Raw genomic sequence first — 12,624 nt, forward strand, 5'->3', positions numbered from 1 at the left:
AGACTTACAGCATTTCCCTTGAAGAACTGATGAAACGGGGAAGGAAAGACAAGCGGTCGAAGGCACGAGCTGAATTCTGCTATCAATCCCATGAGCAGGAGCTCATACCTTTATCTGTCATTGCCAGGTTTCTAAAAATGACTATTCCTCCAATTGCTGTTCTTGTGAAGCAAGGTGCTTCTGAGGTGGAGGAATACTGCTCAGTATAGGATCAGATTGAATTAATACCTCTAACTACTACTTGAAGAACCCTGCATGAGAGAAAACAATATCCAGTAATTGCAGGATTCTTTTACATCCTGCCTAAATAGGATAGTCTGCTGTAATATCAATCTATAGAGTAGAGATGTTTCAGAGTAAAAGGGCCATTTATTCTGGAAGTATGTGACACTTACACTAAACTAATTAGTCCGTCCCGAAAATGTTCACCAAAGTATAACAAAATTAGTCCGTCCCTAGAAAAAAGAAAAAATCAGTCCGTCCCGAATCAAACCCCAGACCCCCTATTTATTTTATCTATCTATTTACTCAACTTCTTAAGGAACAAATCAATGGCTGCAGAAAAAAAAATTCCCATTCTCAATTACCCTGCTCCCGCAGGAAAAAAACTCCTGCACAGAATAAAAACCTCACAGCAGAAACGTGACAATCAGATTTCATCCAAAGTAGAAAGTATTATCGATGAGGTAAGAAAAAGGGGTGATAAGGCTCTTATTGAGTTCACCCGTACTTTCGACCGGATACCTTTTTCAGCCTCAAAACTGCGCTTGTCGGAAAAAGAGTTGCAATCGAGGGCAAAACTTGCTGCACCTGAACTCAGGAAAGCCATTGAGGAGGCCGCAAAGCGGATCGAGGTTTACCATCGCAAGCAATTACGCCAGGGGTTCAGTATAAAAACAGCAGAGGGGTGTCTCACTCAGCTTATCCGTCCTCTTTCCAGAGTAGGAGTCTATATACCGGGAGGACACACCGTTTACCCATCAAGCGTACTGATGAATGTGATTCCTGCACGGGTAGCAGGTGTAAAGGAGATCGTGGCAGTTACTCCCCCGCGTGATGATCTCGATCCGGGAGTTGCATACGCTCTGCAGCTCCTTGATGTAAAAGAAATCTACAGGGTTGGAGGGGCTCAGGCGATTGCTGCCCTTGCATACGGGACAAAAACTATCAGACCTGTTGACAAAATTACCGGGCCGGGAAATGCCTGGGTTGCCACTGCTAAAAGACTGGTTTATGGGACGGTAGATATTGATTCCATTGCCGGACCAAGCGAGGTTGCAATTCTGGCAGACAGGTCCGCAAACCCGGAATGGGTAGCCCTTGATCTTCTTTCACAGGCGGAGCATGGGTCCGGAGATGAGATCGCTGTCTGTGTTTGTGAAAGCAAGGTACTGGCCTCCAGGATTGCTTCTGCTTTGACAAAGGAAATCACATCTTCACCAGTGAGAGATACCTTTCTATCTCTTTCTGAAGAAGCCATCTCCATATTCGTTACCCCATCCCGCAAGGAAAGTATTGCCCTGATAAATGAAATCGCTCCGGAGCATCTTCAGATAATGACAAAAGACAGCAGAAAAGATCTTCAGAAAATCACCAATGCTGCTGCGATTTTTCTTGGTTCCTATACTCCTGTTGCCCTTGGGGATTACTTTGTAGGAACAAACCACGTCCTGCCCACTGGCGGGGCTGCCCGTTTCTCGTCACCGCTTGGAGTCGACAGCTTTCTTAAAAGTATGTCTGTCGCTGAAATCACGCCTGAAGGGCTTGCTTCTGCAGCAAAGCATGTTTCTGTTTTTGCCCGGTCTGAGAAATTCATTCATCATGCCCTGAGTGTTGAGAGAAGGACCGGGAAAAAGTAGGTACTTTGTATTTGTATATCCTTGCTGTTCAGTAGTCACAGTAGACTGGAATAGCAGGGATTTACATTTAAGGTTTTATCAGGTTGACAATAGTCCAGTAATGCGGGGGAATAAAACATCGATGCCGATTCCGATACCGACCCCGAGGCGGAAAAAGAACTGTTGAGTGAGTTGGTATTTTTTTGGACAGTCCAGGTTAGATAGTTGTTGGAATATCCACAAAAACCGTCTCAATACCGAATCGATCGGTTATAGCTTTCCCAAGGGCCTGAACACCCGGCTTTTCAGTGTAGTAATGTCCGGCATAGATAACATTGATTTTCGCTTCCAGAGCCGGGTGATAATTAATATGTGATGGTTCGCCGGTAATGTAGCAGTCTACTTCTTTACCTATGGCCTCCTCAAGCTCTTCAGCCGCTCCTCCTGATACTACAGCGATTCTTTTTATCTCCTTCCTGCCAAATGGAAGGACAGTGCACTCTCCGCCCAGTTTTTCACACAGAAGATGGACTAAGTTGTCAAGTGAAATTGGCTTTTTTACTGTCCCCTCAAAACCGATCATGAGTCCTTTGTAAAGACCAAAGGGTTTAAGCCCCGACAAGCCTATCATTTTCGCAAGTTGGGCATTATTACCCACAACCGGATGAAGATCGAGGGGGAGATGAGAGGCATAGAGATTGATGTCGTTGTCCAGAAGGAATTTGATATGTTCATAGGGGAGGCCGCTGATACTTTTGAGCCCATCCCAGATAATCCCGTGGTGGACCAGAAGCATCTCACAACCCAGTTCGGCTGTCCTGCGATATGCTTCCATGGATGCATCTACGGCCAGAGCGAGTTTCTTTATCTGTGAAGCGCCCTGAACCTGAATCCCATTGCAGGAATAATCTTTGATGGAAGCTGTATTAAGGAAATCATCAAGGAAAGTAACAATACTGTCTCTTTTTACACCTGGCTTTACGAGAGGCTTTTTACGTTGTGCCATCAGAGATTCCTTTGCTAAAATAATTTATAATTTACTTCCGCAGTATCGGCAGAAAACCGCGTCTGCTTCATGGTTGTTTTTTCCGCATGATGGACAGGTTCGGGCGGGTTTTTGTTTACCCGGAGCTCTGGCAATCTCTACACTGACTATCCCTGTAGGTACAGCGATTATTCCATAACCCAGAAGCATTGTAACTGATGCTAAAAATTTTCCGAATGGGGTTCTTGGGGCAATATCTCCGAATCCTACAGTTGTAATGGTTACTATAACCCAGTACATGCTGGTTGGAATATCGGTGTATCCATTTTCAGGACCTTCAACAACATAGATCAGAGTACCTATTATAACCACCAGAACTGAAATCGAGAAAAGAAAAACAAGAATTTTACGCGAACTGGCTTTCAGAGCCTCGAAAAGGACCGTGGCTTCGTATGTGTATTCAGGAAGTTTGAGAATCCTGAAGATCCTCAGAAGTCTCAATATCCGGACTACAAGAAAAGTCTGTCCGGAAAAAATGAGTGTAAGATAGGTAGGGATAATTGCGATAAAATCTATTATACCAAAGAGGCTAAAGGCGTATTTCATGGGTCTGATCAGGCATAACAGGCGTAAAATATACTCGGCCGTAAACAGAATCGTAAATATCCATTCTGCGGTAATGAAGTAATTATGGTATTTGATTCTGACACTATAAACGCTTTCCAGGGCTACGATAGTTACACTGATGATAATGAACAGAAGCAGTACGGCATTAAAGAGTTTGCCTGCCCTGGTATTTGTCTGAAAGATGGTCTGATAGAGTTTTTCTTTCCAAGGTGAGGATCCGTATGGTTTTATCTGTTCCATCAGGAAAAAATAGTGAAAAAGCAGATGATGTTCCAATGCCCTGGGTATACTTTTCTTTTTAAATGGTCTGTGGCTGGTTTGCAGCAGGATCCGAAACATTTTTGTGCCTTAATTCAAACCTGCTCTGCGTTTATTCTATCTATAATGTATATTCTTTTGGAAAGAACTGTGCAGTGGATAAACCAGAGAAAAAACCCACTGTCCCGACTAATCACAAGAAGGTGGATATATACATCGATGATTCCATTGTTAAACCCGGAGGAGGCGGTATGTTAAAATTAAAGCGTTTAATTCCGTATCTTGCATTATCTGTAATTTCTGCTGTGCTGGCAGTGGGTTGTGGGGGAGCAAGCGAGAAAAAGCTGGCAGAGATCGAGAGCAGAATTAAGGCTCTGCAGGAAAAAGGTGTGCCGGACAGTGTTTTGGCGAATGTGAAAGTATACCATTATAATGTTATCTCTGCTAAAAAGGTCAGTAACGCCGGTAATGCCAAAAAGTATACCGATTCGATGCTGGTAGCGATAGTAAAAGCAGAGCAGTGGTATGAGACTTCGATGCAGGAATTCAAACCCTATATAGATAATCTGCGCAAAAAAATTGTCGATAAAAAATCCGCATTGACGGGCCTTCAGTTAAAAACTGCCGACAGTGTCCTTTCCATTGCTGACTCGTTTATAAATCTCAACTGGCTCATTCAGGCGCGCTGGAAGATGGACAAGCTTGATTCACTGATGCCTCTATTGGAGGAAAATGAGGCGAAGGCGCAGAAGATCCGTAAACAACTGGTTGGGAAGTGGGGAGATTCCCATTGGATCAAACCCGAAGATGCTAATTACAAGGCTCTTGATAAGCGTGTTTACAAGTTTACCAAGGATGGCAAATTCGAGGGTTCTGAGGAGATGAACGGGCAGACAACCGATTATATGAAAGAGGAGTGGCAGTTTTTGTCATGGGGAACCTATGATCTTAAAGGTGACACAATTCACCTCTTTATATCCAGAGAAAAATGTCCCAAACAGGTTTTTACTCAGCTTAACGTGAGGGAAAACAAGTGGGTCAGGAATGTCAAACCGACATACGATTCCACCATTACCAATGGAAGTAAAGACCGGTTTATTGTTTTTGATTATTTGAAAGAAAATTTCAGGAAGTTTTAATAAACAGACATTTCTGTATCTGAGTTTTTATGCTTTTCTGCGCAGACAATTCGGATACATCTTATGAGAAGTAATCCTGTCATTTCGAACGGATGAAGGGAATCTTTTCGAGATTTCTTCATGAAAATTCGTCGAAATGACATTTTTCTTCAGACACTTGAGTGATACAGTGTTGAATTTGTTCAGAAATTCTCTTTATCAGGAAACCGGCCGATGCAATTAAAGCTGGTGATGGTTTTTCTCTTTTTTGCCGTGGTAGAATCAGGGGCGGAAAAGGTAACTACTTTTATAAGCCAGTCTTATGTGGATTCGCTTGTGGACATGGCACTTTACATTTTTAACAGCGTGTCTGATCCCGGAAGCGGGGTTTCAACTGAACGGGCGATAGAGTATGCAAAGCAGATAGCGACGAAGCTGCGTGAGATAGCCATTGATGATGTCAATAAAAAGTACATACTCTGGAAAGCAGGAGAACTCGAGGCGCAGATTTACCTGGAAGAAAGTGGACTTCTCATGGAGAAGGAGCTGTGGCGCCAGAAAACAAGCAATGAGATTGTTTTTCTTTACAATGCGGAAACAGGAAAGGCGTGTCCTGATTTCCGGCTTCTCTGGAGTTATCATACCCGCCTGAAGGCTGTTGACACAAGCCAGGCTCAGAGACTGGAAAAGTCGATCTTAAGCAGGGCTTCAGGAATCTCCGTAGAAATTCTTTCATCTGTGGAGTTATCTCTTAAAAACGGGAATTACGAATCAGCCCGTCAGGATCTTGCCTACTGTGAAACAAACCGTCAATACCTTGCCATTACAGCCGTGAAACTTGCATCGCTGCAGGCAAAACTGCTCAGTGACTTTTCATTGTCAAAGGAGAGAGTTCTTCTCAGGGAGGATTTTGACAGCCTGACTTCTGCTATTACTTCCAACCGCCTTCCTGACTCAAGAGTATTGGCCTCTAAGGTCAGAAACCGGCTTGATGGGTTGAAAACAAGCATGATGCAACTGGAATGGACCAGATTCAATGATGAGTACTTCAGGTTATATCGAAAAATCGGTAACAAGGAAGATTCTCTTGTGGCACTAGTGCAGGCAAGGCTCAAATCGAAGGGAATTGTGGCGGCAGAGGAGTTACTCGATACGGTGAGACTTTACGGAATCTCTCATGAAAAAATTGCCAGAATCGACAGATTAATTCTGGAGGAGGCAGTTGCCCGTAAAAAACAGGAACCACCTCTGGTACAGATTTCTATAGATCAGGATACCTCTGAGAGTACTGTTTTAAGTGATCTTCTGGTGACTGCAAGAGAAAGGGCGGCTTCACAGAAAGACAGTATCGAGAGCCGCAGGCAGGAAAACGCCAGGATGACTCAGATCGCGGAGGTCAGAAGAGACCGTATGAGAGTAGCCGCTCAACAGCAACAAAAACGCCTGCAGGAGAGAAAGCAGGAGGATTCCAGACGTGCTCAGCAGGAGCTTGTGACCATTTATACTCTTATTGAGAACGGTAGAATCGAGGAAGCCGCCGCCAGTATGGAGAAAGTAAAGGACCTGCTGGAGAAAAACCTTTCAGAGAAAGAATTCAGAAAAGTCTCCCTGAGTATTTCATCCCGGAGCAAAAAGACTTCTGAGTAATCATGGCTTGGTTTAATGGTTTAAATCACCGTGTTACCTCAGCGATGTTGCTCAGACCCAAGCCCCTTCCTCTGTCAGAAATCAGCAGTACTGGAATGCAGAGATCAATAAACTGTGCTTTACTTTACCGGCTTTAATGTAAAAACACCTGAACCGAATTGTTTTTCCATTGTGGAGCGGTTAACACAGTCAATTCCCTCTACAGACAGCCGGCCAAGAGATTTCCCGTTCAGATTGAAAACCTGAACCATCTTTACAGAATTCTGCTTCCACTCAGAGGGGATCCTGAAGAACAGGTTGTCTGCTGATGAAAAGGTGACTGGAGAAAGGTTCCTTTTTACAATTGAGGATAAAGAAAAAACCGGATTAAAGACTTTTGTGGCAGCATCAAAATTATTTGAATGAAATTTCAGGTGTAATCCGATATCATCTTTGTTGATACTTCCGCCATGACCGCCGCCTGCAATGATTTTAAATGTCAAATCGATTCCCAGATTTTTCAATGTATCGCGCATATCACAATTGAAAGGATATAGCGGACCCATCTGAAGATCCTGGTCTCCGGTAGTCATCGTAACCTTTATTCCCAGAGATTTGATCTTTTCAGCGTTTTCCTTTGCAAATGTAAAAGGGTAGCTGTTTTCATTGAAATAGTTTCCGTCACTACCGAATATCTGAGTCGGGATGGAACGGTCAAACTGCTGTCTGCTCAATTCATCCCAGTTGACAAGAGCCGCGTCATATGATCCGATACTGCAGAACATGTCATAATGCTTGAACCCGAGCATAAGCGCACCGAATCCTCCCATCGAAAACCCCTCGATCGCACGGTGTAAACGATCGGCTTTGGTACGATAGGCCGCATCGATGTGCGGAATCAACTCCTGGATTATTGTGGATTCACACTTGACCTGGCCGTCTTTTGAATCACTGTAGAAAGTGTTTCCTCTGCCATTTACGAACACAACAATCATGGGAGAAAATGTTTTATTATTAATACCGCTTTGCAGAGCATCTTTATAGAATGAAGGATTCTGGTTCTCATTTCCACCCATTCCATGCAGCGAATAGAGTACCGGGTAGCGCTCTGTAGAATTGTTATAACCGGGAGGAAGATAAATTACATATCCGATCTCGATGTTGTTCATCAATGCACTGCGGTAGGTTGCATGCGTATATCCTGTACCTAACTGTCCCCCGGGATTGTTCCATTTATAACTCTGTGCTGTACTTGTAAAAAAGATCAGCGCAACGACTGTAAAACTACATGAAAATTTATTCATTCAATCCTCCTTGGCTACAGTTCCTGTTTTATAACCATGGCAGTTTTATTTCTTCAACGCCTTCCCGGAGAATTTTCCGATATCGTTCTTGACTGAAATTAAATACACTCCAGGTACGAGTCCTTCACCGATGTCAAGGAAATCCTTTCCCTTCCCAGCTTTTATTACAGATCCTCTGATATCGGTAAGTTGATAACTGAACTGTCCCCTGAGCTTAATCTGTAATCCATTCTGCAAAGGGTTTTTAAGCAATTTCCGGTCGGCCAATCTGGTGTTATCCGTTTCAGTCGACATCTTGAATTCGACATAATTAAGATTCATGTAATCAGTATTGAAAGTGATGCGCATTACATGCTCTCCGGCGGTCAGTTCGACATCGTTTTTTGTAACAGTTGTCCAGGTCTGCCAGCCTCCGGTATTAGGCAACTCGATATTTCCGGTTATATTTACGCCGTCCATTTCAATTTTCAGACTTCTACCGCTACCATTTACAGCCACACGCAAATCGATATTATAGGTTCCTGTTGCAGCAACGTTTATGGTATATTCCAGCCATTCACCTGAAAGAGCATAACCGATATTATAGGATCCGGATTGATCCTGGGTTACCTCTATATCAACCTCATCATTTCTGAAATCCGCCAATCCTTCATTGCCGTTTCCATTTGCCTCGTGATAAGCTGTTCCTTCACCACCCCGATCGTACTCCTCTGCTTCTATACGGCCGGGGATCTGATGAGGAGATGTTCCGTATGGGGCCCGTTGAGCCACTAAAGAGATTGTAACAGGTGCAGAGACACCGATTTGCCCCTGGTTATCGGTTGCTCTTGCTGTAATAGTATGAGTTCCAGCCTTCAATCCTGAATATTCGATACTGTAAGGTGCGGTGTTGTCGCTCCCCAGTAAAGTAGTGCCGGAATAAAAACTCACGCTGGCAATAGAACCATCGGCGTCGGATGCTTCGGCTGTGAAGGTAATGGTATCAAGGGTTGAGAAACTGCTGTTGTTTGATGGAGAAGTGAGTGTTACCTCCGGAGCCTTACCTTTGGGTAATAAAGTGAGCATTTTCTGCGCATAACGTCTCCCTAATTCCCTGTAACTGGCAGAAGTGAAATGCAGTCCATCGCCTTTATGGGGCAGTCCACTTGAAGAAATAACGTGGGCATTAGGAATAGAATCGGGGAGTTCTTTAATAATATTGTTATGGCTGCCACAAGCGCCGCCTTCTGCAGAACCCACGACTTCTCCCGCCAGGATAGGCACTGATGAGGCATCGAGTCCCAGGTCATTTATGATATTGTTATAAATCGTCCTTACCTTTGATGGCCATTGCTTGTCATTTGTATTAGACTCACCCTGATGCAGCAGGATACCTTTGATAACACCATCCTTCTGTGCAAGCTTCGCCATATCTATTAGACGCCCATACGGGTTATTATCATACTCCCTGATGTAGTTCTTCAACCAGTCTTCTGTAATTGATGAGATATAAGCCTGATAGGTAGCCTTGTCGAAAAGTTCAATTTTACAGCCCCCTACCGCTACGTTTATAACTCCTATAGTGATATTGGAGGGAAGGCTGTCGAGCAATGTCCTGCCAAAATAATCGGCAGGGGTAAGCCCTGTGTTGCATCTGCATAAAGGAGGTGTTGCTGTGTACCATTTCCCCATTTGTCTCCCTGAATTGGAGCAGTTAACAGCAGCCATTACCTTGAAGCGACTGTCAACTGTCCTGTCCTGCGCCTCAATGGCACCATTTCCCTCCATGTTTGACTGTCCAAAACAGAGGTAAATGTGAAAATTGGGATCCTGAGAGAATGTCCTGGCAGTAAACAGCAGAAGACTGAACAAACACACTTCCAGACAATACTTGGGCCTCATTTATGCACTCCATGTGAACAGGTTAACCTGGCTGACTGAAAAAGCCGATTTTCTTTCCAGATAATCTTAATATATACAAAAAAAAGCACTATTTAAATAAGGAATAAAGGGAGAGTGAGATTTTGAGTACACAGCTTGTGTACTGTATTAAAACCATTACAAAACGGCGGCATAATGCCGCCTCCAGCCGGATCAAGTCCGGTGAATCGGGCTTGTGCCAAGATATATAGACTATCAGACTGATTAGGCGGAAATAGCTCAGGTTTTTTCATTTAATACAGTTTCGAACAGCGTTTTTTAATGATCGGGATGATCAGGGATTGAGATGATGAGGAGATGAAACGTGATCAGATATTCATCAAGTTTCTGCGCATGCTGATTAAATGGTGGCAAGAAGGATGGTTTTTTTCCCGGGGCGAATGGTTCAGAGTCAGGAAACATTCATAGCCATAGGGTTGATTCCTTATTAATCATAGTTTTTATCTTTATTGGAGATATCAGGAAACTCTGATCATCATGGATGAAAACTGTAATATGTCCAAAATTTACCTTTGGGGTAAATTTTTGAACTTAGCGAGGCACCTTTAACTAAATTAAGTCATTATTTCACCTCCGGGGTAAAACAGAGAGCCAGAAAAAGAAACGAAATTCGTTTCCTGCAAAACAACAGCGAAATAGTTCCTCTCTTCGCCAAAACCACACATAAGTTAATCACCTTCCCTCTTGCCCGAAAACCCTTAGTGCAAAGCCACAGCATGGTGTATTTTTAAATGATTCACCTGCAGGTGACACTTATCCTCTGCCGGGAAAAGAACTACTCCTCAGGAATCAAAACCTGACATTGAGCGCCATTTTATGCCTTCTTTCTTTTTTCAGACTTTCGGATGCCAGATGAATGTGGCCGATTCCGATGACCTTCGCTCTCTGCTTATCGAGCGGGGTTTTATCGATGCATCGGAACCCGGTGATGCGGATTTACTGGTTGTAAATACATGCAGTGTCCGGGAACATGCGGAAAACAGGGCACTGGCCAGAATCAGGGAACTGTCTGCGTTAAAAAGAAAAGATGCACAGTTGTGGGTCACAGGATGCATGGCTCAGAGGCTTGGAGAGGAGCTAAAGAGGAAAATTCCAGGGATAGGCAGGGTAATCGGTGCCAAAGAGATCGATAATCTGGAAAACATTGTCGATTCTGCTTTGAAGACAAAAATGTTCTCCTCCAAACCGGCTTTAAGAAACGATATCAGTGATTTTGTTGCTGTCATGAGGGGATGTGACAATTACTGCTCCTATTGCATCGTCCCTTATGTGCGAGGTCACGAGAAATCGATTCCTGCTGTACAGATAGAGGATGAAATACGCAGGAAGATAGAAAGCGGCAAAAAGGAAATAACGCTCCTTGGGCAGAATGTTAATTCATATAATGATAATGGAATTGATTTCCCTGATTTATTAGCCAGAATCGAGAAAATTGAAGGCTTGGAGAGGATCCGTTTCACTACCTCCCATCCCAAGGACTGCAGCGAGAAACTGATAGCAACTATGGCTTCATTGGAAAAGGTCTGCCGTCATTTACATCTTCCGGTACAGGCTGGATCTGACAGGATTCTTGCACTGATGAACCGCAGGTATACCACTGGCGATTACCTGAAAAAAATAGAGATGCTCCGGAGATATATTCCTGATGTGGATATCACAACAGATATCATGGTGGGATTTCCGACTGAAACCGAGTCGGAATTTCAGGAAACGCTTTCACTTGTGAAATCGGTCTGTTTTACAAACGCATTTATGTTTGCTTATTCAGCCAGGGAGGGGACAGCGGCCGGGGCTATGGTTGATGATATTCCCAGAGAGGAAAAAATCTCCAGGCTTAACCGGCTTATCAAAATCCAGACCGATATTACCAAAGCAGTTTATGAGCAGAAAGTGGGATGTGAGCTTGATCTGCTGATCACCGGACGGCAGGAGAAGCGGGACCGGATGTGGATGGGGATGGACAAGGGATGTAAAAGGGCACTGCTTTCTTGCGAGATGGCAGAGGCAGGAATGATTTTAAAGGCAAAAGCTATTAAAAACAGCGGTATGACACTGATCTGCGAAAGGATCTCCTGATGGGAGCAATTAAATGGCTGGTTGTTTTTCTGGCGGCTTTTATTGTAGCTTGGGTTCTTATTTTCACTTTTACTCAGGACCCGTTCAAAGCACTTGTTTCCGCGCGCATTTTTGCTTACAGGACTCCTCCTGTTCCCATTTACGTTTATGTGGCAGGAGCATTTGGAGCCGGATTGCTTCTGGGTCTGGGTACATTCGTTTACAATTACGTGTTGCTCAAGGGACAGATCCTTCGCAAAGGGAAGCAGATTCAGGATCTGGAACGGGATCTGGAGATGGTTCGTGCCGAGTTAGAGAATTATCAGGTGGAAAAACAGCAGTCATCCGGAGAAACGGATACTGGTACTGTGTCTGAGGGAGAGAACTTTTAAACGTGTCTGCTTTTGCACTTATTTTATCGGCGATTCTCATTATACAAACGATTGCTTCCGGTGCTGATACCAGGAGCAGCCTTGAGAGTGCCTACAGGAAAAATCCTTCAGATCTCTCAGCCAAGATGGCCTATGCCGGGGTTGCACCCTGTTCTACTGCGTCAATTCTTTACAAAGAAGTAGCAGAGGGAAAGACCGTTCCGGATTCGGTCAGAGCTGAGGCATTCTGTCGGCTTGGTGATCTCACATATGCTTCAAAAGAATATTCTCGGGCAGTCGAGTTATACCGCAATGCTGCTAAGATAAACAGTAAACCTGCTTACCGCCATTACTGGGCACTTGCCTCACTGGCTTCCGGAGAGATCGAGGCAGCTCAGTCGTTATGGCATACACTGTCTCTTGAGTACGGGGATGAGCATTCGCAGATGGCCCAGTATTATATGGGGCTGCTGCAGATGAAAAAAGGGGATTACGGGAGCGCCTACAGTTGCTTTCTGAAAA

11 protein-coding genes are annotated in these 12,624 nt (G+C 44.1%); 7 read left to right on the forward strand and 4 right to left on the reverse strand.

All coding sequences use genetic code 11. The features are described from left to right. Both GX089_01070 and hisD read left to right on the forward strand, forming a co-directional pair. On the forward strand, positions 1-209 hold a 209-nt coding region (locus GX089_01070; GenBank protein ID NLP01063.1), incomplete at its 5' end, for a hypothetical protein. Positions 210-551: 342 nt separating this feature from the next. Continuing rightward, positions 552-1,859 carry a histidinol dehydrogenase gene (hisD, locus tag GX089_01075; GenBank protein NLP01064.1) on the forward strand — a complete coding sequence of 436 codons (1,308 nt, stop codon included), beginning with the start codon at positions 552-554 and terminating at the stop codon, positions 1,857-1,859. 196 nt (positions 1,860-2,055) lie between these two features. Here hisD and GX089_01080 read toward each other — a convergent pair whose 3' ends face one another. Beyond that, positions 2,056-2,844, reverse strand: coding sequence for a Nif3-like dinuclear metal center hexameric protein (locus tag GX089_01080; GenBank protein NLP01065.1), 789 nt, complete (start codon positions 2,842-2,844; stop codon positions 2,056-2,058). A 24-nt stretch (positions 2,845-2,868) separates the two neighbouring features. Then, positions 2,869-3,690, reverse strand: coding sequence for a zinc-ribbon domain-containing protein (locus GX089_01085; GenBank protein ID NLP01066.1), 822 nt, complete (start codon positions 3,688-3,690; stop codon positions 2,869-2,871). A 269-nt stretch (positions 3,691-3,959) separates the two neighbouring features. On the opposite strand from GX089_01085, the gene GX089_01090 reads away from it, so the two are divergent. Beyond that, positions 3,960-4,847 carry a hypothetical protein gene (locus tag GX089_01090; protein NLP01067.1) on the forward strand — a complete coding sequence of 296 codons (888 nt, stop codon included), beginning with the start codon at positions 3,960-3,962 and terminating at the stop codon, positions 4,845-4,847. A gap of 213 nt (positions 4,848-5,060) precedes the next feature. Next, a complete protein-coding gene (locus GX089_01095) occupies positions 5,061-6,473 on the forward strand; it encodes a hypothetical protein (protein ID NLP01068.1) in 1,413 nt (470 codons plus the stop codon). A 119-nt stretch (positions 6,474-6,592) separates the two neighbouring features. On the opposite strand, the gene GX089_01100 is transcribed toward GX089_01095, so the two are convergent. Further along, positions 6,593-7,756 carry a hypothetical protein gene (locus GX089_01100; GenBank protein NLP01069.1) on the reverse strand — a complete coding sequence of 388 codons (1,164 nt, stop codon included), beginning with the start codon at positions 7,754-7,756 and terminating at the stop codon, positions 6,593-6,595. A gap of 45 nt (positions 7,757-7,801) precedes the next feature. Then, entirely contained in the window at positions 7,802-9,637 is a 1,836-nt protein-coding gene (locus GX089_01105) for a carbohydrate-binding protein (protein NLP01070.1), read from the reverse strand. A gap of 855 nt (positions 9,638-10,492) precedes the next feature. On the opposite strand from GX089_01105, the gene miaB reads away from it, so the two are divergent. From miaB to GX089_01120, 3 genes are all read left to right on the forward strand, one after another. Further along, entirely contained in the window at positions 10,493-11,752 is a 1,260-nt protein-coding gene (miaB, locus tag GX089_01110; GenBank protein ID NLP01071.1) for a tRNA (N6-isopentenyl adenosine(37)-C2)-methylthiotransferase MiaB, read from the forward strand. After that, positions 11,752-12,123, forward strand: a complete 372-nt coding sequence (locus tag GX089_01115; protein NLP01072.1) for a DUF1049 domain-containing protein — start codon at positions 11,752-11,754, stop codon at positions 12,121-12,123. Before miaB ends, GX089_01115 begins: the two co-directional genes overlap by 1 nt. Positions 12,124-12,125: 2 nt before the next feature. Further along, positions 12,126-12,624 (forward strand): hypothetical protein (locus tag GX089_01120; GenBank protein ID NLP01073.1); only part of this gene is annotated, 499 nt, incomplete at its 3' end.

This window comes from Fibrobacter sp., from assembly GCA_012523595.1.
Lineage (GTDB): Bacteria > Fibrobacterota > Chitinivibrionia > Chitinivibrionales > Chitinispirillaceae > JAAYIG01.